This window comes from Vannielia sp. (assembly GCF_029212645.1).
Classification (GTDB): Bacteria; Pseudomonadota; Alphaproteobacteria; order Rhodobacterales; family Rhodobacteraceae; genus Vannielia.
Genome location: NZ_JARGND010000022.1, coordinates 17,164 through 42,029 on the forward strand (window position 1 = coordinate 17,164; position 24,866 = coordinate 42,029).

General features: G+C 59.9%; 21 protein-coding genes and 1 pseudogene. 9 read left to right on the top strand and 13 right to left on the bottom strand.

The features are described 5' to 3' along the window. The first annotated feature begins 167 nt into the window (after positions 1-167). From P1U55_RS08940 to dnaJ, 3 genes are all read left to right on the top strand, one after another. Positions 168-1,715, top strand: a complete 1,548-nt coding sequence (locus P1U55_RS08940; RefSeq protein WP_301047222.1) for a PAS-domain containing protein — start codon at positions 168-170, stop codon at positions 1,713-1,715. Positions 1,716-2,195: 480 nt separating this feature from the next. Beyond that, positions 2,196-4,115, top strand: coding sequence for a molecular chaperone DnaK (gene dnaK / locus P1U55_RS08945; RefSeq protein WP_301047225.1), 1,920 nt, complete (start codon positions 2,196-2,198; stop codon positions 4,113-4,115). Positions 4,116-4,193: 78 nt separating this feature from the next. Continuing rightward, a complete protein-coding gene (gene dnaJ / locus P1U55_RS08950) occupies positions 4,194-5,348 on the top strand; it encodes a molecular chaperone DnaJ (protein WP_301047227.1) in 1,155 nt (384 codons plus the stop codon). Positions 5,349-5,422: 74 nt separating this feature from the next. On the opposite strand, the gene P1U55_RS08955 is transcribed toward dnaJ, so the two are convergent. After that, positions 5,423-5,878: a hypothetical protein gene (locus P1U55_RS08955; RefSeq protein ID WP_301047229.1), complete on the bottom strand. Its 456-nt coding sequence runs from the start codon at positions 5,876-5,878 to the stop codon at positions 5,423-5,425. Positions 5,879-5,955: 77 nt separating this feature from the next. Between P1U55_RS08955 and radC the strand changes: the two genes are divergently transcribed. Then, entirely contained in the window at positions 5,956-6,720 is a 765-nt protein-coding gene (gene radC / locus P1U55_RS08960; protein WP_301047230.1) for a DNA repair protein RadC, read from the top strand. A gap of 69 nt (positions 6,721-6,789) precedes the next feature. Here the strand turns inward: radC and P1U55_RS08965 are convergent, their stop codons facing one another. Both P1U55_RS08965 and secA read right to left on the bottom strand, forming a co-directional pair. Continuing rightward, positions 6,790-7,896, bottom strand: a complete 1,107-nt coding sequence (locus P1U55_RS08965; RefSeq protein WP_301047232.1) for a hypothetical protein — start codon at positions 7,894-7,896, stop codon at positions 6,790-6,792. A 216-nt stretch (positions 7,897-8,112) separates the two neighbouring features. Beyond that, complete coding sequence (secA, locus tag P1U55_RS08970) at positions 8,113-10,818, bottom strand: preprotein translocase subunit SecA (RefSeq protein WP_301047234.1); 2,706 nt, start codon at positions 10,816-10,818, stop codon at positions 8,113-8,115. A gap of 179 nt (positions 10,819-10,997) precedes the next feature. Here secA and P1U55_RS08975 point away from each other — a divergent pair, with 179 nt between their 5' ends. Genes P1U55_RS08975 through mutT form a run of 3 tightly spaced genes read left to right on the top strand, consistent with a single transcriptional unit; the run spans position 10,998 to position 13,493 of the window. Further along, positions 10,998-11,861 carry a peptidylprolyl isomerase gene (locus P1U55_RS08975; protein WP_301047235.1) on the top strand — a complete coding sequence of 288 codons (864 nt, stop codon included), beginning with the start codon at positions 10,998-11,000 and terminating at the stop codon, positions 11,859-11,861. 10 nt (positions 11,862-11,871) lie between these two features. After that, entirely contained in the window at positions 11,872-13,098 is a 1,227-nt protein-coding gene (gene argJ, locus P1U55_RS08980) for a bifunctional glutamate N-acetyltransferase/amino-acid acetyltransferase ArgJ (RefSeq protein WP_301047236.1), read from the top strand. Continuing rightward, positions 13,095-13,493, top strand: coding sequence for an 8-oxo-dGTP diphosphatase MutT (gene mutT, locus P1U55_RS08985; RefSeq protein ID WP_301047237.1), 399 nt, complete (start codon positions 13,095-13,097; stop codon positions 13,491-13,493). Before argJ ends, mutT begins: the two co-directional genes overlap by 4 nt. A gap of 396 nt (positions 13,494-13,889) precedes the next feature. Here the strand turns inward: mutT and P1U55_RS08990 are convergent, their stop codons facing one another. The 6 genes from P1U55_RS08990 to pip all read right to left on the bottom strand — a co-directional run bounded on the left by P1U55_RS08990 (position 13,890) and on the right by pip (position 21,239). Next, positions 13,890-14,414, bottom strand: coding sequence for a hypothetical protein (locus P1U55_RS08990; RefSeq protein ID WP_301047238.1), 525 nt, complete (start codon positions 14,412-14,414; stop codon positions 13,890-13,892). Between the two features lie 143 nt (positions 14,415-14,557). Continuing rightward, on the bottom strand, positions 14,558-17,092 hold the full coding sequence (gene infB, locus P1U55_RS08995; RefSeq protein WP_301047239.1) for a translation initiation factor IF-2: 2,535 nt from the start codon (positions 17,090-17,092) through the stop codon (positions 14,558-14,560). Further along, entirely contained in the window at positions 17,082-17,735 is a 654-nt protein-coding gene (locus P1U55_RS09000; RefSeq protein WP_301047259.1) for an RNA-binding protein, read from the bottom strand. The genes infB and P1U55_RS09000 overlap by 11 nt, the downstream gene beginning before the upstream one ends. Before the next feature lie 22 nt (positions 17,736-17,757). Next, positions 17,758-19,530 (bottom strand): transcription termination factor NusA, encoded by a 1,773-nt coding sequence (gene nusA / locus P1U55_RS09005; RefSeq protein ID WP_301047240.1) that lies wholly within the window; start codon positions 19,528-19,530, stop codon positions 17,758-17,760. Then, the gene (rimP, locus tag P1U55_RS09010; protein ID WP_301047241.1) at positions 19,530-20,117 is read right to left on the bottom strand and encodes a ribosome maturation factor RimP; all 588 of its coding nucleotides are present in this window, start codon (positions 20,115-20,117) and stop codon (positions 19,530-19,532) included. The genes nusA and rimP overlap by 1 nt, the downstream gene beginning before the upstream one ends. 132 nt (positions 20,118-20,249) lie before the next feature. Further along, positions 20,250-21,239 (bottom strand): prolyl aminopeptidase, encoded by a 990-nt coding sequence (gene pip / locus P1U55_RS09015; RefSeq protein WP_301047242.1) that lies wholly within the window; start codon positions 21,237-21,239, stop codon positions 20,250-20,252. A gap of 58 nt (positions 21,240-21,297) precedes the next feature. Between pip and ubiG the strand changes: the two genes are divergently transcribed. After that, on the top strand, positions 21,298-22,038 hold the full coding sequence (gene ubiG, locus P1U55_RS09020) for a bifunctional 2-polyprenyl-6-hydroxyphenol methylase/3-demethylubiquinol 3-O-methyltransferase UbiG (RefSeq protein WP_301047243.1): 741 nt from the start codon (positions 21,298-21,300) through the stop codon (positions 22,036-22,038). A 6-nt stretch (positions 22,039-22,044) separates the two neighbouring features. Here the strand turns inward: ubiG and P1U55_RS09025 are convergent, their stop codons facing one another. From P1U55_RS09025 to P1U55_RS09040, 4 genes are read right to left on the bottom strand one after another with little or no spacing between them, the layout of a single operon-like run. Continuing rightward, entirely contained in the window at positions 22,045-22,500 is a 456-nt protein-coding gene (locus P1U55_RS09025; RefSeq protein ID WP_301047244.1) for a MarR family winged helix-turn-helix transcriptional regulator, read from the bottom strand. Beyond that, on the bottom strand, positions 22,501-23,331 hold the full coding sequence (locus tag P1U55_RS09030; RefSeq protein ID WP_301047245.1) for a carbon-nitrogen hydrolase family protein: 831 nt from the start codon (positions 23,329-23,331) through the stop codon (positions 22,501-22,503). Between the two features lie 3 nt (positions 23,332-23,334). Further along, positions 23,335-23,595 carry a glutaredoxin 3 gene (grxC, locus tag P1U55_RS09035; RefSeq protein ID WP_301047247.1) on the bottom strand — a complete coding sequence of 87 codons (261 nt, stop codon included), beginning with the start codon at positions 23,593-23,595 and terminating at the stop codon, positions 23,335-23,337. 30 nt (positions 23,596-23,625) lie between these two features. After that, positions 23,626-24,351: a ComF family protein gene (locus tag P1U55_RS09040; protein ID WP_301047248.1), complete on the bottom strand. Its 726-nt coding sequence runs from the start codon at positions 24,349-24,351 to the stop codon at positions 23,626-23,628. 30 nt (positions 24,352-24,381) lie between these two features. Here P1U55_RS09040 and P1U55_RS09045 point away from each other — a divergent pair. Continuing rightward, positions 24,382-24,866 (top strand): annotated as a pseudogene (locus tag P1U55_RS09045) (SAM-dependent methyltransferase); the annotation flags it as partial.

Consider the following 24,866-nt stretch of genomic DNA (forward strand, 5'->3'; position numbering starts at 1 on the left):
CGTCACCGCCCTTCATTCTCGGAAAATGCCGCGAGATTGCCGAGACCTTAACTCCCGCTTAACCATTTTTACCACTTTATGAATGCTCAATAGTTGCCGTTAAGGCTGGCCTAGAGAGGGGCATAGGAGTGTTCGGGAATCTATCGTGGGCCTTTGCAATATTGTTGGTGGCCACCTCTTTTGGTACCGCGCTGATCGCGCTTTTCGCCGCTAGCTTTCTTTTGCCGGGAAAAAAGGTAACCTGGGGCGGTATCAACGGTGAACCGGGTACGATGACCTTCCTGTTTGAGGGCGAAGAACTTGTTGATGCCACCAAAGAGGCCCACACCCTTTTGACAACAGGCCCAGAAAGTCTTGCGCCGTGGCCCCGGATGCTGGCGCTGTTGACCCGTAGCTTTCCCACCATCGGGGCCGAGGCCGCGCGCCTTGCTCAAGGTGGCACCTTGGAGCTTATCTCGGTTGATGGCGCGGGACGGCTGGAAGCGGAGTGGTGCAAGGGCGTTGCTCGTTTCACGCTACACGAGGGTGAAGCACGCAATTCGGTCGCCGACTATGACAGCTTCTCGATTATCGCCATGGCCGAAGAGCTGGAGGTGCTGCGCAGCGTTGTCGATGATGCGCCGCTCTTGGCTTGGCGGGAGGACAGGGAAGGGCGGGTTTCTTGGGCGAACGGGGCCTATGTTGACCTGCTGCAAAGGATGCGGCCTGAGGAGCCAACACTGCCATGGCCTCTACCGCGCGTGTTTGAAAACCAGTTCTTTGGGACAGAGCCGAATGCAGAGCCTCGTCGCATTTCGGTGACGATCCCCTTCATTGACCAAGAGATCTGGTATGATTGCACCGCTCACTCGTTTGGCGGTGAAGCGTTGGTTTTTGCGATGCCTGCGGATCGGTTGGTTCAGGCGGAACGCTCGCGCAAAGAATTTTTGCAGACCCTCACCCGAACCTTCGCCGATCTGCCTATCGGTCTGGCTGTTTTTGACAGCGGGCGGCAACTGACACTGTTTAACCCCGCCCTTACCGACCTATCCGCGCTGGAGCCGTCTTTTCTTATCGGGCGGCCAACGCTTGTGGCGTTTCTCGACAGGCTGCGCGAGGCCCGGCGGATGCCAGAGCCAAAGGATTACAAAAGTTGGCGCCATCATATCGCCGATCTGGAAAGCGCTGCAGAGGCGGGGATTCACCAAGAAGTTTGGTCGTTGCCTACTGGGCAAACTTACCGCGTTACCGGGCAACCACATCCCGATGGTGCGATCGCCCTGTTGTTCGAGGACATTTCAGCCGAAATCTCCCTGACCCGTCGCTTTCGTGCAGAGCTGGAAATGGGGCAAGCCGTTGTTGACAGTCTGGAAGAGGCAATTGCAGTCTTTTCTCACACTGGCTCTTTGGTGCAAAGCAATCGTGCCTATCAAGCGATGTGGGATTGTGACCGGGGTGACTCGCTCATTGATATCACCGCCGAAGACGCCGTGCGTGACTGGCGCAACCTTCACCCGAATGCAGAGCTTTGGGCTCGCGCTCTGCGCTATATAAGCCAGATCGGTGAGCGTGATCCTTGGGAACAACAGATCGAGATTGAGGGTAAGCCAGTGCACTGCCGCTTTACCCCGATTACCGGTGGAGCCACGTTGGTTGGCTTCACAAAGATCGCAGCCATAGAGACGCCAAGCCAAATCCCCCCGCCAGCGAAGCGTCAGCAATATATCAGCGCCTGAAAGGCGTTCATTTTGCGGTCGCATCGTACCGTCACGCCCGATCCGATGCCCTCGTTTCCTGAACCGACGACATGCTCGAAATCGCCGCGAGGCGGACCGCATTTTGGAAGCGAAAACAAGTTGGTATTACCAAACCGGGAGGTGGCGATGATCCACCCGGTTGCGGCCTCGGTCACGGCGAAGGCTTGGCCCCCAGCGATCCGCTTCGCCCAATGGACGCAGCACCAGATAATCACTGGAAAGGAGTAGCTGGGGAGCACAGTTTTCCATCATATTCCTCTTTGTGCGTGCATTTCTCTCCAAATCCCCCGAAATTCCCGCAGATTCCTGCTAAAGCGCCTGTTGCAGCGCCGCATCACGCTCCTTATATACCCATCGAAGCTCGGTCGGGGCCCCGCCTTGACCAGACTGGGATCGGGCACCAGGGGCCTGAATGCGGGACCTGACGTCCACAACATCGCCAATGAAGAGGTAGAGTAAATGGCTAAAGTCATCGGGATCGACCTTGGGACCACCAATAGCTGCGTTGCCATCATGGATGGATCGCAGGCCAAGGTTATCGAAAACGCCGAGGGTGCGCGTACAACGCCCTCCATTGTGGCCTTCACCGACGGTGAACGCCTTGTTGGCCAGCCCGCCAAACGGCAGGCCGTGACCAACCCTGAAAACACTATTTTCGCCGTGAAGCGCCTGATCGGGCGCCGGGTGGATGATGCCGAAGTGACCAAAGACAAGGACATCGTGCCCTATTCGATCGTCGATGGCGGCAACGGCGATGCGTGGGTTGAGGCGCGGAGCGAAAAATATTCGCCCAGCCAGATCAGCGCCTTCATCCTCGGCAAGATGAAAGAGACCGCCGAGAGCTATCTGGGCGAAGACGTGACGCAGGCCGTGATTACCGTTCCGGCTTACTTCAACGACGCCCAGCGCCAGGCCACCAAAGACGCCGGCAAGATTGCGGGCCTTGAAGTGCTGCGGATCATCAACGAGCCGACAGCAGCCGCGCTGGCCTATGGTCTCGACAAGAAAGAGAGCAAGACCATCGCCGTGTATGACCTTGGCGGCGGCACCTTTGACGTGACCATCCTCGAGATCGACGACGGCCTGTTTGAGGTGAAGTCGACCAACGGTGACACCTTCCTTGGTGGTGAAGACTTTGACATGCGCATCGTCAACTACCTCGCCTCCGAGTTCAAAAAGGAGACGGGGGCCGACCTCACCAAAGACAAGATGGCGCTGCAACGCCTGAAGGAAGCCGGTGAGAAGGCCAAGATCGAACTGTCGAGCGCAAGCCAGACCGAGATCAACCAGCCGTTCATCTCGATGGGCGCAGACGGCCAGCCGCTGCACCTTGTGATGAAGCTCACCCGCGCCAAGCTGGAGAGCCTTGTTGGCGACCTGATCAAGAACTCGATCAAGCCCTGTAAGGAAGCCCTCAAGGATGCGGGCCTCAGCACGGGCGACATCGACGAGATCGTTCTCGTTGGTGGCATGACCCGGATGCCCAAGGTGATTGAAGAGGTCACCAAGTTCTTCGGCAAGGAGCCGCATAAGGGTGTGAACCCCGATGAGGTGGTTGCCATGGGTGCTGCCATTCAGGCCGGTGTGCTGCAAGGCGACGTGAAAGACGTTGTGCTGCTGGACGTGACCCCGCTTTCGCTGGGCATCGAAACGCTGGGCGGCGTGTTCACCCGGCTGATCGACCGCAACACTACGATCCCAACGAAGAAGAGCCAGATCTTCTCGACCGCCGAGGACAACCAGAACGCAGTGACGCTGCGGGTGTTCCAGGGTGAGCGCGAGATGGCGGCAGACAACAAGATGCTCGGCCAGTTCAACCTGGAGAACATCCCGCCTGCCCCGCGCGGCATGCCGCAGATCGAGGTGACCTTCGACATTGATGCCAACGGTATCGTGGAAGTGGGTGCCAAGGATAAAGGCACCGGCAAAGAGCAGAAGATCACCATTCAGGCTTCGGGTGGTCTCAGCGAAGACGACATCGAAAAAATGGTCAAGGACGCCGAAGAGAACGCCGATGCCGACAAGGCGCGCAAGGAGCTGGTCGAGACCAAGAACCAGGGCGAGAGCCTGCTCGACAGCACCAAGAAGTCGCTCGCGGAACACGGTGACAAGGTTGATCCTTCAACCGTGGAAGTGATCGAGCTGGCCATGGGCCCGCTGGAAGAGGCGCTTGAGGCCGAAGATGCCGACAAGATCAAGGCTGGCATCCAGAACCTCACTGAAGCTGCCATGAAGCTGGGCGAGGCCATCTATAAGGCCGAGCAGGAAAAGGCTGGCGAAGAGGCTCCGGAAGGCCCTGATGGCGACGAGCCGCGCGGTGTGGATGACGACATCGTGGACGCCGACTTTGAAGACCTTGATGACGACAAGCGTGCCTGATCGCGCGTGATGTAACCCGGAAAGGACCGGTCCGGGAAACTGGGCCGGTCCTCGCGTTTTACGGAAAGGGGCGATCAGATGTCTAAACGTGATTTTTACGAGGTGCTGGGCGTTGTCCGCAGCGCGTCGGAGGATGAGATCAAGAAGGCCTATCGTAAGAAGGCCAAAGAGCTCCACCCTGACCGCAACTCAGACAATCCCAACGCCGAAGATCAGTTCAAAGAGGTCAACGAGGCCTATGACGCGCTGAAGGATGCCGACCGCAAGGCCGCATACGACCGGTTTGGTCATGCTGCCTTTGAGGGGGGCGGTCCGCGTCCGGGGCAAAGTGGCTTTAACCAGCAGGGCGATTTCGCCAGCGCCTTCAGCGACGTGTTCGACGACCTGTTTGGCGACTTCATGGGGGGCCGTGGTGGCCGCCCCGGAGGCGGCGGCGGACGCCGGGCCAGCCGTGGCTCTGACCTGCGCTACAACATGCGGATCAGCCTGGAAGATGCCTATGAGGGCGCCCAGAAAACCATCAACGTGCCAACTGCCGTTCAGTGTGAAACCTGCGAAGGCACCGGCGCCGAGGGTGGCGCAGAACCGGTCACCTGCCCCACCTGTTCGGGTATGGGCAAGGTGCGCGCGCAGCAGGGCTTTTTCACGGTGGAGCGCACTTGCCCTACCTGTTCGGGCCTTGGCCAGATTATCAAGAACCCCTGCACCAACTGCGGCGGCACCGGGCGCAAAGAGAAGGATCGTTCGCTTTCAGTCAACATCCCGGCGGGTGTTGAAACCGGCACACGCATTCGCCTTGCCGGCGAGGGTGAGGCCGGGCTGCGCGGCGGGCCAACGGGCGACCTTTACATCTTCATCGAGGTCGAGCCGCATCCGCTGTTTGAGCGCGAGGGGGCTGACCTGTTTTGCCACGTTCCGGTGAGCATGGCCTCTGCCGCGCTGGGCGGTGACATTGAAGTGCCCACAATCGACGGTGGCCGCAGCCGGGTGAAGATCCCGGCGGGCGCTCAATCTGGCAAGCAGATGCGCCTGAGGGGCAAAGGTATGCCGCCGCTGCGTGGCCCGGGCCATGGGGACATGTTCATCGAACTAGCCGTGGAAACCCCGGTGAACCTGACCAGCAAGCAAAAAGAGTTGCTGAAGGAGTTTGAGGGTCTGGCGAAGGATAACAATCCGAATGCCTCCAGCTTTTTCGGGAAGGTCAAAACCTTTTGGGACGGTATGAAAGGGTAAGCCCGGCGGTGGGTTTGCCCACCCTACGGAAACCTTTGGGCACTGCGCTTGCACAGAGCGCGGTGCCTTTTGTTTTAGCGGGTGCAGTAAAGCGCCTTGCCCTCGGCAAGGTCTTTCAGCTCCATCTCTTGCGCAGTGAGGCGAACCACCTCGAAAGACCATGGCTCATCGGCCAGGCGCGCCTCCATTTGCGGGATGGTGCCGCGGGCAAGGGCGGTGAGGGGAAGGTTTTCAGCGTCACGGGAGACGCGCATAAGGGTTTGATCTATAAGTTTTTCTTCCAACGTCTTGCCGTTAAGCACCCAGCGCCCCTCAACACTGAAATTCATCGTCACGCTGGGGCTGCCGGTGGTGCTTTGGATCGAGATCATGCCGGTGAGGGTGCCATCAGGGGCATAGTCCAGATCGCGGGAGATCATGTATCCGGGCCAATCGGCGCTGCACGACCAATCGGTTGCGAGCAGGCTGGTGTCCACCTCGTTTTTGCAGGCAGCGAGGGCGAAGAGGAACAGGAGCGGAACGGTGCGCATGGCGGCAAGGTGGCGGAGGGCGCGGGGGCTGGCAAGCGTTAACCAATGATTCACTATCGCGAGGGCAAAGTGGTGGCATGAGTCACGCTTTTCACGAAGCCCCCATGCCGCTGTTTGCCCCCGATGAAGCGGAGCCTGTGCCCTTGGCGGAGGCCAATGGGCGGCTGCCGAGCTACATCAAGGACCACCGCAAGCGGCTGAGAGAGCGGTTTATGGCGGGAGGCGCCAGCGCCCTGCCCGATTATGAGCTGCTGGAATTGGTGCTGTTTCGCGCGATCCCCCGCCGCGATGTAAAGCCGCTGGCCCGTGCCCTGCTAGAGCGGTTTGGTGACTTTAATGGCGTGCTATCCGCCCCGGTGGCGCGGCTCGGCGATGTGGATGGTGTGGGCGACGCCGTGGTGACAGAGTTAAAACTGGTTGAAGCCGCCGCTCACCGGCTTGCCCGCTCCAAGGTGCTGAAACGACATGTAATTTCAAGCTGGGATCAGGTGCTTGATTACTGCCACACCACCATGGCGCATCGCGAAACCGAGCAATTCAGGGTGCTTTACCTAGATCGCAAGAACGTGCTGATCGCCGATGAAGCGCAGGCGCAGGGCACGGTGGATCATGTGCCCGTCTATCCGCGAGAGGTGGTGAAGCGGGCGCTGGAGTTGAACGCCAGCGCGATTATTCTGGTGCACAACCACCCAAGCGGAGACCCAACACCGAGCCAGGCGGATATAGAGATGACCATGAAAATTGAGGAGGCCGCGCGGGCACTTTCAATTGTGCTGCATGACCATCTGATCATTGGCAAAGAAACTGAGCTGAGCTTTCGCGCAGAGGGCTATTTAGACTAGGTCCAGAATAGGCGAAGGGCACCGCGCATCCCCTCGCGGTGCCCTTCAAACGCGCCAGCACAACTGTGGTCAGTTGGCAGCAGCGAACTGCATGGCGGGCAAAAGCCCGGTGAGCACAACGAAATCGCCCAGCGCGTCACAGGACGGCATCGAAGCGGTGATCTGTTGTGGCGTATACTCATCAGCCGGGCGCAAGAAGCGAGCCGAAACCTCGCGGCCACAGTTATCGACCGTGACCTCGACATCAACATCAACTTCAACTTCAACCGAGTGGCCCTCGGTAGTGAGCGCCTTTGGGTAGCTGTAGACATAGCCCATCATCGCGCCGGGGATCCCGGAGTTGCCAAAGGCGGTGAGAAAGCCGCCCTCGCCCGCCAACGCCCGCTCGGGTGCGCCCATCGCGGTGGTGCCGATGTAGCCTTGAGCGCCATACTCGGCCCCGTCCTCATAGGCATTGAGAGCAACGCCCGCCTCGCCCTGCCAAACAAGGGCAACGCGATCATAGGCAGCAAAGTCGGGCACCTTGGCCATGGCATTGGCCGTTTCGCCATTCTCAAAAGTGACATCCACGTGCGCGTTGGCGGCAAGCGCCGGGAGTGTGACGGAGACTTTGCCGTCGACGTCGAACATTTCGGTGGCGACGAGGCCCATGTGCGAGATGGTCACGACTTCGCGGGCAAGGCACGGGGCCTCGACCGTGATCTCGAGCAGCGCGGCGGGGGCTGGCGAGGCGGTGACGTTCATCGGGCATTCGGTGGAGGCCTCGGACAGGGGCGCTAGGGCGACATCGCCAGTGGCGGGGGCCGTCAGCACGGCGATTTCAACCGAGGATATCGCGGGAAGTTGCGGCATGGCGGCGGCGGGCGAGGAATCGGCCTTCGTAACCTGTGCGCCGGGCATTTGGACGGCCAGTGCGGCCTCGTCCTCTTCCGCAGGCGGCGTCATGGGTTTAGCGCTGGGCAGCGTGGCTGCAGGGCGGATGATGGGGGCTGTTGAAAGCGGCTGAATCTGCGGCTCTAAACCCGACGTTCCGGCCACCATTGGCGCGCTGCTGCCACCGCCAAACTGATCAGCGACAGGACCGAGGGTTTGCATGGCGAAACCGGTGCCAAGCGCGACGGCAAAGACCGACGCCGCCGTCATCAGACGCTTCTTTTGCTTGGGTTCGAGTTTCATCGACCGCCTCCGACATCATAAGGATGTTGCGGACAAATCTAGACAGCGAAGGTGGCAAGGCTTGGGCGGGATTTGGCCAATTTCGGCGCGATTGCCACAAGTGTTAAAGCATATCTTGGGTTTGTGGCGAAAACGCCTACCAGATGCGCCTCAAGTGACGGTAGGGCGGCCATGGTGCCGCCCCAATTCAGAATCACGAAGGGTCAATCACCGCAATCAGGACAACTGGCCGTGGCAGTGCTTGAACTTCTTGCCCGAGCCGCAGGGGCAAGGATCATTGCGGCCAGGGTTGCCCCAGGTTTCGGGGTCGTTTTCATCAAAGCCGGGGACGACATCGCCAAAGGCGGCGCTATCCTCATCTGTGGAGGGGCCAGCGGCGGGCGCGGCAAGGGTGTCTTGCTGGGCCTGAAGCTGCGCCATGAGATTGGCTTGCTCATCCTCCGACAGAGGCCGGATTTGGCTGAGCTTTTGGGTTACGTCAGCGCGAAGCCCGTCAAGCATCCCCTCAAACAGCTGGAACGCCTCGGTTTTATACTCGTTCAGCGGATCACGCTGAGCATAACCGCGAAAGCCGATCACCGAACGCAAATGCTCCAGCGTGAGCAGGTGCTCGCGCCATTTTCCATCAATCGTTTGCAGCAGGATCTGCTTTTCGATGTTGCGCATCGTTTCGGGGCCAAAGGCGACGGCTTTCTTGGCCATCATCTCATCGGTGGCTGTGTAGAGACGTTCGCGGACTTCCTCGTCATCCACGCCCTCTTCAGCGGCCCAATCAATCACCGGCACATCAATGCCGAGCTTCTCAATGGCGGCGGCGTAGAGCTTATCCACCTCCCATTGGTCGGCGTAGGTTTTGGGCGGCATGAACTCATCGACCAGATCGTCGACAACCTCCTGGCGCATGTCCTTGACGATCTCGGAGAGGTCTTTGGTTTCCATGATCTCGCGACGCTGGCCGAAGATCACCTTCCGCTGGTCGTTCATCACGTCATCGAACTTGAGCAGCTGCTTGCGGATATCGAAGTTGCGCCCTTCGACCTTGGCTTGCGCGCGCTCCAGCGACTTGTTCACCCAAGGGTGGATGATCGCCTCGCCCTCTTTCATGCCGAGCTTGGAGAGCACCGACTCGAGCCGGTCAGAGCCGAAAATGCGCATCAGGTCATCTTCGAGCGACAGGTAGAAGGAGGTGCGCCCCGGATCGCCTTGACGGCCCGAACGGCCTCGCAGCTGGTTATCAATCCGGCGGCTTTCGTGGCGCTCGGACGCCAGAACGAAGAGCCCACCAGCATCCTTGACGGCCTGCTCATCTGCCTCGTGCGCCGCTTCGATGCGGGTGCGGATTTCTTCGGGGTCGCCATCGGGGTCGGCCTCGATGGCTTCCATCACCTTGAACTCAACATTGCCGCCCAGCTTGATATCGGTGCCCCGGCCAGCCATGTTGGTGGCGATGGTCACCGAACCAAGACGACCTGCATCGGCAACGATTTGGGCTTCCTGCTCGTGCTGGCGGGCGTTCAACACGTTGTGCTTGACCCCGGCGGCATCGAGCAGTTGCGACAGCACCTCAGACTTTTCGATGGAAGTGGTGCCCAGCAGAACCGGCTGGCCCTTTTCATTCGCCTTTTTCACGCGCTGCACGATGGCGTCATACTTTTCGCGGGTGGTGCGGTAGACGGCGTCATGGTCATCAACACGAGCGATGGGCTTGTTGGTGGGCACTTCGACGACGCCGAGCTTGTAGATCTCGTCAAATTCGTCGGCTTCGGTGAGCGCCGTGCCCGTCATGCCCCCCAACTTGTCATAGAGACGGAAGTAGTTTTGGAAGGTTACGGAGGCGAGGGTGACGTTTTCGGGCTGGATTTCGCAGCCTTCCTTGGCCTCAATCGCCTGGTGCAGACCGTCAGACAAGCGGCGGCCTGACATCATGCGGCCTGTGAACTCATCAATCAGCATCACCTGACTATCGCGGACGATATAGTCTTTGTCCTTCTGGAAGATCTTGTGAGCCTTCAACGCCTGCGTGGCATGGTGGACGATGGTGGTGCTTTCAGGATCGTAGAGCGACTGGTCATTCGGCAGGATACCTTCGGCCTGAAGCTTGTTCTCAAGAAATTCGTTGCCTTCATCCGTCAGCGTGACGTTGCGGGTCTTTTCATCGATCGAGTAGTGCTCTTCGGTGAGGCTTGGCACGATGGCATCGAGCGAGATGTAAAGCTCGGAACGGTCTTGCGAGGGGCCGGAGATAATGAGCGGGGTGCGAGCCTCGTCGATAAGGATCGAGTCCACCTCGTCAACGATCGCGAAGTTATGACCGCGCTGATACATCTGGCTCAGCTCGGATTTCATATTGTCGCGCAGATAGTCAAAACCCAGCTCATTGTTGGTGGCATAGGTGATATCGGCGGCATAAGCGGCCTGCTTTTCATCATCAGGCTGCTGTGGGTAAACGACGCCACAGGTAAGGCCGAGCGCCTCGAACACGTTGCTCATCCACTCGGCGTCACGCTTGGCGAGGTAGTCGTTGACCGTAACAACATGCACGCCCTTGCCGGTGAGGGCGTTGAGATAGGCCGGGAAAGTGGCGACAAGGGTTTTGCCCTCGCCGGTTTTCATCTCGGCGATATTGCCCTCGTGCAGGAAGATGCCGCCCATGAGCTGCACATCAAAGGCCCGCAGCCCGAGCGCGCGTTTGGCGGCTTCACGGCAGTTGGCGAAGGCTTCGGGCAACAGATCATCAAGGCTTTCGCCTCCCATGGCCCGCTTTGCCAGCTCTTCGGTTTTATCCTTGAGGCCCTCGTCGGTCAGTTTCTCGTATTCCGGCTCCAGCGCGTTGATCTTCTCAACGAGCGGGCGGGTAGACTTGATCTTTCGGTCATTCGCGGAGCCAAAGACTTTCCGCGCAATAGTTCCCATACCCAGCATAATATCTCCGCTCGCCCTGCCTTGACGGTTTTGTGTGGCTGATGGCGCTTGCCGCTCCTCGCGCTCACCCCTAAACACGGGGGGAAACGCGGGTTGGACGCCTTAGAACACAAGGCGATGTAAGACCCGCAGCCTATAGTGTCAACGCCGCCGGGCAGGCGGTAGAGCAGGAGCGACCAATGATCCCCACCAAGACTTTCGCCTGTGCCGCCGTGCTGGCCGCCTCAATGGTGCTGCCGGGCTTTGCGCAGGACGCCGCAGAAACCGCCGCTGACGTGAGCGCAGACACCGTTGTTGCCACCGTTGGAGAAGTGGATATTACCGTGGGTCACATGATTGTGGCCTTCAAGACCCTGCCGGAGCAGTACACCCAGCTTCCCCCAGAGGTGCTGTGGGACGGCCTGCTTGAGCAGTTGGTGCAGCAAAACGCGTTGGCCCTGAAGGTGAGTGGCGAAATGTCGAAGGAAACGGAGCTGGCGCTGGAAAATCAGCGCAGCGGCTATCTGGCCGGTGATGTGCTGGAAGCGACCGCGCTGGCCGCTGTGAGCGACGAGAAGCTGGAGGAGGCCTACAACGAGATGTACGCCGATGCCGAACCTCAGCGCGAGTGGAACGCGGCACATATCCTTGTGGAGACCGAGGAAGAAGCCAAGGCCGTGCAGGAAGAGGTCAACGCGGGCGGTGATTTTGCTGAGGTCGCCAAGGTGAAATCTACCGGCCCATCCGGCCCCAACGGCGGCGCGCTTGGCTGGTTTTCCGCCGGGATGATGGTCCCTGAGTTTGAGACCGCCGTGAAAGGCATGGAGGCCGGAGGCGTGAGTGATCCGATCCAGACGCAATTTGGCTGGCACATCGTGAAGCTCAACGAGACCCGCCTGAAGGACAAGCCGACCATCGAGACCGTCAAGGACCAGCTCACCGAAGAGGTGCAGCGCAAGGCTGTTGATGTGACGATTGCCGAAGCCGTGGAAGCCGCAGGCGTGGTGAAACCCGAAACCGAGATCCCGGCCTCCGTGCTCACCAACTTCGACCTGCTCGACTGAGGGAAGCATCATGGCCGGAAAGCTCACCGTTTCGCCGCTGGCCCCTGAGGGCTTTCCGAAGCTGCCGATGATCGACGGGGTGCGCTTTGCTGCCGTAGAGGCCGGGGTGCGCTATGAAGGCCGCAAGGATGTAATGCTAGCGGTCTGCGATCCGGGAACGGTGGTGACAGGTGTGTTTACCCGCTCGTCTACCCGCTCGGCGCCGGTGCTTGACTGCGAGGCCAAGATTGGTGGCAATGCTGAGGCGGGCGCGGCCATTCTGGCGAACTCCGGCAATTCCAACGCTTTTACCGGCGGAGCGGGCCAAGAGAGTGTTGAGGCGATTTGCGCCGAGGTGGCCCGCGCAACTGGCCTTCCCACAGCACGGGTGTTCACCGCCTCAACCGGGGTGATTGGTGAGCGCTTGCCGCATGATCGGATCACCGCACAGATTGATAAACTGGTCGAAACGCTTCATCCGGCCGCGATTGAAGCCGCCGCCGAGGCGATCATGACGACCGACACCTTTGCCAAGGGCGCCACTCGCGAAATTGAGCTACCGGGCGGGACGGTGAAGATTGCCGGGATTGCCAAGGGTTCGGGCATGATTGCGCCGGATATGGCGACGATGCTGGTTTATATCTTCACCGATGCCAAGATCGGGCGGGAGCCGCTGCAGGCCTTGCTGAGCGGCCTGAACGAAACCACCTTCAACGCGATCACGGTAGATGGCGACACCTCGACCAGTGATACGCTGCTCTGCGCCGCAACCGGGGCGTCGGGCGTAGAGGTTGAGGGGCAGGACGGCTTTCGTGATGGGTTGCTGGAGATGATGCGTGAACTGGCGCATCTGGTGGTAAAAGACGGCGAAGGCGCGACCAAGTTTGTGGAAGTGCGGGTGAGCGGGGCAAAACATGATGCTGACGCCAAGCGCATTGCCATGTCGATCGCCAATTCACCCTTGGTCAAAACCGCCATTGCCGGGGAAGACCCGAACTGGGGCCGGATCGTGATGGCGGTCGGCAAATCGGGATGTGCAGCGGATCGGGACAAGCTGACGATCCACTTTGGTGATGTGCTGGTGGCCGAAAAGGGCTGGGTCGCGGAGAGCTACACTGAGGATCAGGGGTCCGACTACATGAAGCGGCAAGAACTTGTCATCAAGGTGGACCTTGGGCTGGACAATGGGCACTTCACCGCCTGGACCTGTGATTTGACCCATGGCTACATTTCGATAAACGCTGATTACCGCTCGTGAAAACGCTCCTTGTTTCTGCGGTTGCGCTGATTGACGTGGATGGCCGGGTGTTGCTGGCCCAACGGCCCGAGGGGAAAACTATGGCCGGGCTATGGGAGTTTCCGGGCGGCAAGGTAGAGCCCGGCGAAACACCCGAGGCAGCGCTGATCCGCGAACTCCACGAAGAACTGGCGATTGAAACATGGGAGAGCTGCCTCGCGCCGCTCACCTTTGCCTCGCACAGCTACGAAGATTTCCACCTGCTGATGCCGCTTTTTGCCTGCCGCAAATGGGGTGGCACACCGCAGCCGCAGGAAGGCCAAACGCTGGCTTGGGCAAGGGCGAATGAGCTGCGCGACTACCCCATGCCCCCAGCTGATGTGCCGCTGATACCAATTCTACGCGATTGGCTTTGACAGCCCACAACACCCCAACCCGAACCGTTGCCCAAAACTGCGCCAAAAAACTTTCTCAAATGCCCCATATTAAGACAATATTAACCTTTGAGCGGCCATTTTGTAGGTGAAATGGAAACGTGAGATCGTTACGCTAAATCTCACAGCAACTGATTTCGGGGGAGAAACTGATGGTCACAACTGTTACACGCGGTACCTGCGTTTCGATTCAGGGCCTTTATGTTAAAGATCTCGCCAATGGGCTGATCCAAGTGCGGGTTGGCGACAAGCTATATGTGGGACGTCCGGTTCGCACCAATGTGGAAGCCGCCGCATAAATGCTTCATCACTACGGAACTGAAAGGCCCGCGCAGGGGTATGGCGCGGGCTTTTCTACGTGTATTAGAAAAGACGCGTCTATTTTTGGTAGAGCACCAGGGCGGAGTGTTCATTGCGGTCGCCCAAGGTGCCGATCCCAACGAGATATTTGAGGCCTGGGCTCAGAAGCCATGCCTTCTCACCCTTTTTGCCGTTAAGGATCTCAGGCGGCACCCGCATGATATCTTCCTTCGTCAGCTCATCGAGCCGCTGTTCAAGGTTGGCAAGGCGGTGGGCTGGCTTTTCGAGCATCACCATGCAGCCCTCTAGGGCGCTGCCCTTACGCTGGACCAAGATCATTGGTTTTTTCGTGCCGCCGTACCACGCCGAGTTTGAGCCGTTCTTCATTGTGCGCTTGTAGCCATTGGCCTTGAGCGCGCGCGTGGTAGTTTGGTAGCTTTTGCGATTGGCGATGCACAGCTTGGCAAGATAGGTCAGCGCGGTTGTTTCGGAGGGAAACAGAAGGCTCCTCTCAATATCTTTGGCGGTGGGCAGTTTGAGGACTTCGGCGCTGGCGGTGAAAGGGGCCAAAAGCAGGCAAGCGATGAGGGCGAAGAAGCGCATAAGGGCGAAAACCTTTGTAGGCGACACTGAGTTAAGCGTCGGGCGACGGTAAACCGGCAAGCGACAGGGGTGCAACCGACCTGGATATGAAAAAGGCGCGCCTCCGGTAGGAAGCACGCCCTTTTTACCGGGTTACGAGAAGGTTAGTCGAGCGTGCGCTCAACTTCCTTGCGTTCGAAGATCTCGATGACATCGCCTTCGCGGATATCTTCGTAATTCTCGAATGCCATACCACATTCCTGGCCGGACTGGACCTCAGGCACCTCGTCCTTGAAGCGCTTGAGCGTTTTCAGCGTGCCTTCGTGGATCACCACGTTGTCACGCAGCAGGCGCACACCGGCGGAGCGGCGGGCCACCCCTTCGGTGACGAGACAGCCAGCGACCTTGCCGATATTGGAGACCTTGAAGACCTCTTTGATCGTGGCATAGCCAATGAAATCTTCCTGCACTTCGGCAGACAGCAGGCCAGATGCGGCAGCTTTCACATCGTCCACAAGGTCATAGATCACCGAGTAGTAGCGGATCTCGACACCCTTCTGGTTAGCCGCCTGACGAGCCGGTGCATTTGCCCGAACGTTGAAGCCAAAAACCGGTGAGCCGGAAGCTTCAGCAAGACCGATGTCGCTTTCGGTGATCGCACCAACACCGGAGTGCAACACTCGAACACGGACCTCGTCGTTGCCGATTTTCGCCATCGTCTGAACGATAGCTTCAGCGGAGCCTTGCACATCGGCCTTCACGAGGATCGGCAGCTCGGCCACGTCCTTATCGTCCTTGGCCTTCTGCATGAGTTGCTCAAGGGTGGTCGCGGCACCGGCGACGGCGCGCTTCTCCTTGGCGGCTTTCTCACGATACTCGGCAATTTCGCGGGCCTGTGCCTCGGTATCCACAACGTTGAGCACATCGCCGGCTTCGGGTGTGCCGTTGAGGCCAAGTACCTCGACGGGGACCGATGGGCCAGCTTCGTCTACGCGGTCGCCCTTGTCGTTGATGAGCGCGCGGACCTTGCCCCACTGCTCGCCGACAACAAAGATATCGCCCTGCCGCAGCGTTCCGTTTTGCACCAGCACGGTGGCCACGGGACCGCGGCCAACATCAAGCTGGGCTTCGATCACAGCACCTTGGGCGGCGCGATCGGGGTTGGCCTTGAGCTCAAGGATTTCGGCCTGAAGCGCGATGGCCTCGAGCAGCGCATCAAGGCCCTGCCCGGTGTGGGCCGATACCTCGACGTCCTGAACATCACCCGACATTTCCTCGACGATCACTTCGTGTTGAAGCAGATCGGTGCGCACCTTTTGCGGGTCGGCGGCGGGCAGATCGCACTTGTTGATCGCGACGATCATCGGAACGCCGGCAGCCTTGGCGTGATTGATGGCCTCAATGGTTTGCGGCATCACAGCATCATCGGCGGCGACAACGAGCACAACGATATCGGTTACCTGAGCCCCGCGCGCGCGCATCGACGTGAAGGCGGCGTGGCCGGGTGTATCAAGGAACGAAAGCACAGCGCCACTTTCGGTTGTGACTTGATAGGCACCGATGTGCTGAGTGATCCCGCCTGCCTCACCGGACACCACCTTGGCATCGCGGATCGCGTCGAGCAGCGAAGTTTTACCGTGGTCAACGTGGCCCATGATCGTGATCACCGGAGCACGATCAACGAGGTCTTCTTCCTTGTCGTCGGTGGTTTCAATCACTTGCTCAACGTCGGCATCCGAAACGCGCACGATCTTGTGGCCAAACTCTTCGACGATCAGCTCGGCGGTATCAACGTCAATCACTTGATTCTGGGTGACCATCATGCCGTTATTCATCAGCGCCTTCACCACTTCGGCGACGCGCTCGGCCATACGATTGGCCAACTCGGACACGACGATGGTTTCGGGGACGCGCACTTCACGCACGACCTTTTCGCGGTTTTCAACACCGCCCATGGCCTTTTGACGGGCACGTTCCTGCTTGCGCTTCATCGCGGCCATCGAGCGCTGACGCCCGCCTTCACCGCCACGCAGGGCTTGGTTCAACGTGAGCTTGCCAGACCGGCGGCCACCGTCGGTGCGCGGGCCCTTGGCGTTGCGGTTGTCGCGGTTGCGATCATCTTCGCGCTCGCGACGCGGGCCAGACGCCGGGCGACCACCGCCGCGCGATGCGTTGGCGTCTTCGACCGGGGCACCGGGCGCAGCAGGCGTGGCAGCAGCGGCCGGCGGCGCATTGCGCTCAGCCTTCTCGCGGGCCTTGGCAGCTTCTTCCTCGGCCTTTTTACGGGCTTCCTCCTCAACCTTGGCCTTCAGCGCGGCTTCGCGCTCGCGCTCTTCACGCTCCTTGGCCTCGGCCTCATCACGGCGGCGCTGGCGCTCTTGCTCGCGCGCTTCCTCATCCCGCTTACGCTGGGCAGCCTCAGATGCCTCGGACGCCTTCGCGGCGGCCAGAGCCTTGAGTCGGCGCTCCATCTCGGCGTCGGAAATTCCGGCAGGCCGTTTAGACGGGTCGCCGCCACCAAACTTACCAGAGGCACCACCCGCACCGCTTGCGGCACCCTGCTTGGGCACCACAACGCGCTTGCGCTTGGTTTCCACTACGACATTCTTTGTGCGTCCGTGGGAGAAGCTTTGCTTCACCTGACCCGAACGCGGCCCGCTACGCAGGCCCAGTGTTTTTTTGCCGTCGCTATCGCTCATGCGATTTTCGTCCTTTCAGGGGCGTATCCCCATTTTCTTCACGCAAAGCGCAAAGCTTTGCGGCATCTCTTACTACACGCTTCGTGAGTCCACCAGCCGCAAGAGCGGCGTGTATCACATGTTCACGGCCGAAAGCCAAACCCAATTCATTGGCGCTCAGGCAGCCTATATAATTGGCCTCGCCGGGGGGCGGGGCGATCTTTGTCTTGCCGCGGGCCGAGCCATCGTTTGCCTGAATGAGAACAGAGCCTTCGCCCGTTAACATCCAGCCTTTGACCTTCTCGTATCCGGCCACCGCGCGCCCACCTTTGCGGGCCAGCGCAATGCCGTCGGTGACGCGCTTCACAAGAAGCCTTTCCACCAGATCGACAAGGCCTTCCGGCACCGTTACCGGAGCCTTGGCCCCACGGGCAAAGAGGCGCTTCGAAACGGCCTTTTCAAGAGCGGCGCGGCTGGGAGATACCCAGATGCCGCGCCCGGGCAACTTGCCCGCAATGTCGGGGGTAATCTCACCCCCGGGGCCAGCAACGAAGCGGATCAGATAGGATTTAGCCCGAACATCCCCGGTGGCAATGCACCGTCGCTCGGACCCATCCATCTGGCCCTCTTCATCCTGCGATGTCCCGTGTCCACCTCGGCTCACGCTCTTGCCCCAGGGCCTGAGATCAGGCCCCGGCCTCCTCGGTTTCTTCCACGTCGAGTTCGGAGCCGTCACCCTCTTCGGCCTGCTCCAGGTCGGCGGGATCAACCCAGCCGAGCAAGATACGGGCGCTCATCACCATATTTTGCGCCTCTTCAAGCGAGACTTCAAACTTTTCCAGCAAGCCATCGTCCTTGACGCGCTCACCATCAACGGTGGTCCAGCCACCGGCAAGCTCCCAGTCAGCGCAGGTGGCGAAATCTTCCAGGGTTTTCACCCCATCTTCGCCCAGCGCCTCAAGCATCTGGGGTGTGAGGCCCTCAAATGCAACCAGGCTGTCCTCGACACCCAGCTCGCGGGCGTGCTCAAGCGCCTTGGTGTTTTGCGCTTCAAGGTAGTCTTTGGCGCGTGCCTGAAGCTCAGACGCGGTATCTGTATCGACCCCGTCGATCACCAGCAGCTCGTCAACCTCGACGTAAGCGACTTCTTCAAGGTTGGTGAAACCTTCGGAGACCAGAAGTTGCGCGAAGAACTCATCCAGATCGAGGGTATCCATGAAGAGCTTGGTGCGCTCTTCAAACTCGGCCTGACGGCGGGCACTTTCTTCTTCCTCGGTGAGGATGTCGATATCAAGCCCGGTAAGCTGCGAGGCAAGGCGCACGTTTTGGCCACGACGACCAATGGCGAGCGAAAGCTGCTCGTCGGGCACCACTACCTCGATTTTGCCGGCCTCTTCATCAAGTACAACCTTCGAAACCTCGGCGGGTTGGAGCGCGTTCACGAGGAAGGTGGGCTGATCTTCATTCCATGGGATGATGTCGATCTTCTCGCCCTGAAGCTCGTTCACCACGGCTTGCACGCGCGAGCCGCGCATACCAACGCAGGCACCGACCGGATCAATGCTGTTGTCATAGGAGATAACGGCGATCTTGGCGCGGGAGCCGGGATCCCGGGCCACGGCCTTGATCTCGATGATGTTGTCGTAGATCTCGGGAACTTCCATCTTGAACAGCTCGGCCATGAACTCTGGCGCGGTGCGGCTGAGGAAAATCTGCGGGCCACGCTGTTCGCGGCGCACGTCCTTGATGAACACGCGGATGCGATCACCGGGACGATAGCTTTCACGCCCAATCTTTTCGTTGCGGCGCAACACGGCTTCACCGGCACCGATATCGACGATGACGTTGCCATATTCCTCGCGCTTGACGAGTCCGTTGATGATGGTGCCTGCGCGGTCCTTGAACTCTTCAAACTGGCGATCACGCTCGGCTTCGCGGATCTTTTGCAAAATCACCTGCTTGGCTGATTGCGCGGCAATCCGGCCCATCTCGACCGGCGGAACTTCATCAACCAGCTCGTCGCCGGGCTGCGGTGGGGTGTCCTGATCGACGCCCTCGGCCATTGCGCGGTCAATCTCGGTGGGTTTGCGCAGGATGAAGCGGCGGATCGGCTGGGGCGTCTCATCTTCGCCCTCGGGCTGCGACATGCCGGAGATCACAGTAAAATCCTTGCCCTGTGCGGACATGATCTCGGCCACCTGGTCAGGCGCGATATGGGCTTGGAAGTTCTCCAGGTCCTCGCCGGGAACCACTGTGCGGATCCGGGTAAAAGTGGCGCGGCCGGTGCGGCGATCAATGCTCACCCGGATGTCCATCTCGGAGCCGTAACGCGACTTGGCAGCGCGCGCGAGGCTCTCTTCCATGGCCTCGATCACAAGCGCCGGGTCAATCATCTTTTCGCGGGCCACAGCCTCGGCTGTTTGCAACAGTTCGAGCTGGTTTGCGGAAGTAATGGCCATCAGTTGTCCTCCTGACCGTCCATGAGGGTTTGCACCTCGTCAAATTGGGTTTCGTCGACTTCGCCGGCTTCTTTGCGGTGGCGCAGTACGTCGCGGATGAGTTCATCGGTAAGCACTAGCTTGGCGTCTGAAAGCCAATCAAACTGGAGACCGATGGTGAGCGTTTCGCCGCCTTCCTCGATCTCGATCAGCACTTCGGAACCTTCGGTGCCGGCCAGCTCACCCTTGAAGCGGCGGCGGCCATCAATCAGCTCGGTGGTTTCCAGCTTGGCCTCGTAGCCCTCCCAGCGATCAAAATCCTTGAGCCGGGTCAGGGGGCGATCAATGCCGGGCGAGGACACTTCAAGCGCATATGGGTCTTCAAGCGGGTCTTCGACATCCAGCACGGCAGACACCTCGGTGGAGATGCGGGCGCAATCATCCACCTCGATCCCACCCTCGGGCTTTTCTGCCATGATCTGCAAGGTCGCCGTTTTGCCACCCATCAGGCGCAAGCGCACCAGCTCGAAACCCATGCCTTCAAGCACGGGCGAGACGATCTCGGCCATTCGCTGGTCCATACCGGTTTTGGCAATAAGGTCTGTCATGGATCATCCAAGCACAAAAAAACGGGCGCGCGGCCCGTTGGTGTTTCCCGGTGGAGCGTTGGGGGTGGAGGCCGACGCTGCCGCTGTTGAGGGGGATATAGGCCGGGAAGGCGTGAGTCGCAAGCCGTTTGTTTAAAACCCGTGCAGCTCAGGCGTGCGGGCGATGGCGCGGGTGGCGCGGGTGAGTTCAGCCGATATGCCGGGCTCTGACAGGGCGTGTCCTGCCATGGGAACCATGCGCAGCTCGCCGCGCGGCCAGGCTTCACAGAGGCGGTGGGCAGCGACCGGGGGGCAGATCATATCGTAGCGGCCCTGCACGACGGTACCGGGAATGTGGGCGATTTCAGGCATGTCTTTGATGATCTGGTCATCGCAACGCAGGAAACCAGCGTTGGCAAAATAGTGATTTTCGAGCCGGGCAAAGGCGCGGGCATAGCTTCCGTTGCCCACACCCACGTGGCCGGCGCTATCCATCGCGGCGAGCGCATTTTCCCACCCGGCCCAGCGCTGGGCGTGGCGTGTTTCTTCCATCAAATTACCGCAAAACAGGCGACGCTGGTAGGCGGCGATCAAATCTTCGCGTTCGTCATCGGGAATCAGCTCAATGAAGCGCTGCCAGAGGTCAGGGAAGAACTTGCCTGCGCCGCCGCCGTAAAACCACTTCAATTCGGCTTGGGTCATCAGGAATACACCACGCAGCACCAGATAAGCGGCGCGGTTGGCGTGAGCCTGCGCGTAAAGCAGCGAGAGCGTGGCGCCCCAACTGCCGCCAAACACCACCCAGCGATCAATACCCAAGGCCTCGCGGATACGCTCGATATCGGCGATCAGGTCTTGCGTGGTGTTGTCATTGACAGAGGCAAAGGGGCGCGAGCGGCCACATCCGCGCTGATCGAACAGCACCACCCGAAACGCCTGCGGATCAAAGTAGCGGCGCATCGCGGGCGAACAGCCGCCACCCGGGCCGCCATGCAGCACAACCACCGGGATGCCCGTGGGGTTGCCGCATTGCTCCACATAGATCGAATGACCGCCCGGCATATCCATCATCCTCTGGTCGAACGGGCTGATGGCCGGGTAGAGGTGGCGGTATGCGCTATTATGACCCGAGTTTCTATCCATGTTTGAGCTATATAGGCTGGCGAAGCCCGGGGCCACGGGGAATGCGAGGAGAATTGTGATGACGGTAGACACGACCGATCCGGCGGAGCTGGCAAAATTTGAAGCGATGGCGGCGGAATGGTGGGATCCGGAGGGCAAGTTCAAACCGCTCCACATGCTCAATCCGACGCGGCTTGAATATATCTGCGACCAGATTTCCGCCGAGTTTGATCGTGATCGTAATGAATCAGAGCCTTTTTCGGGGCTGAGGCTGCTGGATATTGGCTGCGGCGGCGGGCTGCTCTCTGAGCCAATGGCCCGGATGGGCGCCACAGTGGTTGGGGCCGATGCGGCGGCGGGAAATATCCCCGTGGCGCAGGTTCATGCCGAGCAATCGGGGCTGGAGATTGACTACCGCCACACCACCGCCGAGGCGTTGGCGGAGGCGGGCGAGCGGTTTGACGTGGTGCTCAACATGGAAGTGGTCGAACACGTTGCCACACCGCCAGACTATTTGTGGGCCTGCCAAACCCTGCTCAAACCCGGCGGATTGATGATTTGCTCAACGATCAATCGCAACCCGAAAAGTTTTGCCATGGCGATCCTTGGCGCTGAGTGGGTGATGCGCTGGTTGCCCAAGGGCACCCATGATTGGAATAAGTTCATTACCCCCGACGAACTTTATGATCTGCTGCGCGGGGCCGGAATGGGGCCGGTGGACCGGAAGGGATTTGTGTTTAACCCGGTGACATGGGGTTGGAGCCTGAGTGACCGGGATCTGAGCGTGAATTACGTAACGGCGAGTGTAAAACCGCGTTAGGAAGCGTTACTCTAGGTCACCCAGAGCCCCAAGCTTTTGCCGCAAATCGCGCAAGACCGGCAGTGCGGCGCGCACCTTATTCTCGCCGATTTCATCAACGATATTGGCAATAACCGGGGAAACGGCGGCAATTGCGGCATCACGCGCGCGCCGTCCGGCAGGGCTGATCGAAACCATCTTGCGCCGCGCATCATCCCAATCGGGGCGGATGTGGACGTAACCGGCCCATTCGAGCTTGGCCAATGTGTTGGTCATCGCGCCGCGCGTCAGGTGAAAGGCTTGGGCCAGCTGTGCCGGGCTGCGCTCTTCATTGATGTGCGCCAGGTGGTTGAGCACCGAAAAGTGGCTGATCTCCATCCCTTTAGGCAGCGCCTTTGACATGCGGTTGCGTGCCAGTTGCTCGGCCGTCAGCAGCTCTGAAAACAGGGCAACAGCAAGGGTATCGGCGGTCTCAACTGACATTCACGGACCTTCAAAAGGGCGATCATGGGTGAGGGACGGAACTTTCCGGCGGCATTCTTTCACGTGTGTAAGGTCAAGATCAAGCGTGATCACACCCGGAGCGTCGCCACCATCTGCCAGCACCTCACCCCATGGCGACACCGCAAGCGAGTGGCCCCAGGTTTTGCGGGGCTTGCCGCGTGACACTGCATGCGATCCACATTGCGCAGGGGCAAGGATGAATGCCCCGGTCTCAATGGCGCGAGCCTGCAACAGGGGTTTCCAATGGGCCGGGCCGGTGCCGGGGGAGAAGGCGGCGGGAACTGTGATCACATTTGCGCCTGCCTTGGCTAAACCGCGAAAGAGGTGCGGAAAGCGCACATCGTAACAGATGGTCATTCCGAGCGCGAAATCATCGGTTTTAGCCAAAACAGAGACATTTCCGGGGCGATATCCGGCGCTTTCGCGGAAGGTCTCGGTCTCTGAGACCTGCACGTCGAACATGTGGATCTTGTCATACCTGGCGGTGATTTCGCCGCGTGGTGAAATCAGGAAAGAGCGATTGGCGAAGCGGCCATCGGGATCATCGGTTTTGAGCGCGAGAGAACCGATCAGCACCCAGCAGCCGTGTTTGGCGGCCGCATCGCGTAGGCCCTCCAAAGTAGGATCATCCGTCTCGTGGCGCAGCACCTCTTGCTGATGGGTCCGGCTCTGGCTGATACAATTCGTCACCTCTGGCGTACAGATAAGCCGCGCGCCATCATTGGCAGCCTCGGCGACCATTTGGAGTGTTACCGGGAGATTGGCTACCGGGTCATCGCTGCTAGTGAGTTGGAGGAGGGAGGTGCGCATGGCTTAACTGGCCAAGAGCGGCTCAAGCTTTCCAGACCGCTCCAGCGCATAGAGCTCATCGCAGCCTCCGACATGGGTATCACCGATGAAAATCTGCGGAACCGTGCGGCCGCCGGCCGCACGATCCATCATTTCGGCGCGGCGGCTCGGATCTTGCGAAAGGTCGATCTCATTAAAGTCGGCCCCCTTCTCGGTAAGCAAACGTTTGGCGGCGACGCAAAAGCCGCAGAACGGGGTGGTGTAAATTTCGATGGGCGCAGACATGGGGCCTCCTTGAACGTGTCGCCCGTATATCTAGTCATCCTTCACGGTGCGCGCCAGTGTAGCGACATTTACCTCAGTTGCGCCATGAGCGAGGCAGGTATCGGCGCAGGCGGCGAGAGTGGCACCGCTGGTCATCACGTCATCAACCAGCAAAACCTTGCGCCCCGCCATGCGATGCCGCCGCTTGGGATGCGCAACGATGGCATCCTGAAGGGTAGAGAACCGCGATTCGGCGCTCATACCTTCGAGTCGAGGGGTGCGGCGCGGGCGGGTCAATAGATCAGGGCAATAAGGTGCGCCGAACTCCTTTGCCAGCGCGGAAGCCAGCAGGCCGGATTGGTTGTACCGGCGTTGAAAGAGCCGAATCCAGTGAAGAGGCACGGGGGCGATCAGCATCCGCTCCTCCCAGATTGGCACAGCGGCGCGGGCGAGCCAATGGGCCGCACCATGGGCCAGCTCACCACGGTCCGCACCCTTCAGCGCCAGCACGATGCGCCGCCCATTGCCCTTGTAGACCATGGCCGAGCGACCACGTGCCCAGGGGCGGGCGATGCGCAGGCAGTCATCACAGGTGAGCGGATTGCCCTCATTCGCATCTTCGTCACCCGGCAAGGGCGTGCCGCACCTGTCGCAGATCAGGCCGGTGATAAAGCGAGTGTCACGCCAACAAGCGGCACAAAGGCCGCCGTAGCTGCCCGATAACTCGCCACAGGAGAGGCAGGTATCGGGATAGATCGCTTGTAGAAGCCATTGCATCGGCCTCGTCTCCCTCATACTTCGGGACGTATGAGCCATACGCCACCAGACTTGACCGACCGCAATGCTCTTGCCCGCAACCGCGCCCGCGCGAAACCGGGACACGCGACGAATGAGGCCTTTTTTCTGCATGCGCAGGCGGCTGACGAGATCCATGAAAGACTCATCGAAGTTAACAGATCCTTTAAATCGCCGCTAATTATCACCGGCTTCCCCGAATTCTGGGCTGCTGCCTTCCCCGAGGCGCGTGTGATCACAGATTCCGAGGTGCTTGATATTGAGGACGGGGCGCATGATCTGGTGATCCACGCAATGGCCCTCCACTGGGCCGGTGACCCGGTGGGGCAGATCATTCAAGCGCGGCGCGGCATGCAACCTGATGGGCTTTTTATCGCCGCTTTTCTGGCGGGACAGACCCTTGCGCCGCTGCGCGCAGCGATGGCCGAAGCTGAAGCTGCCGAGGCAGGTGGGCTCTCGCCCCGCGTTCTTCCGATGGGGGAAATCCGTGACCTTGG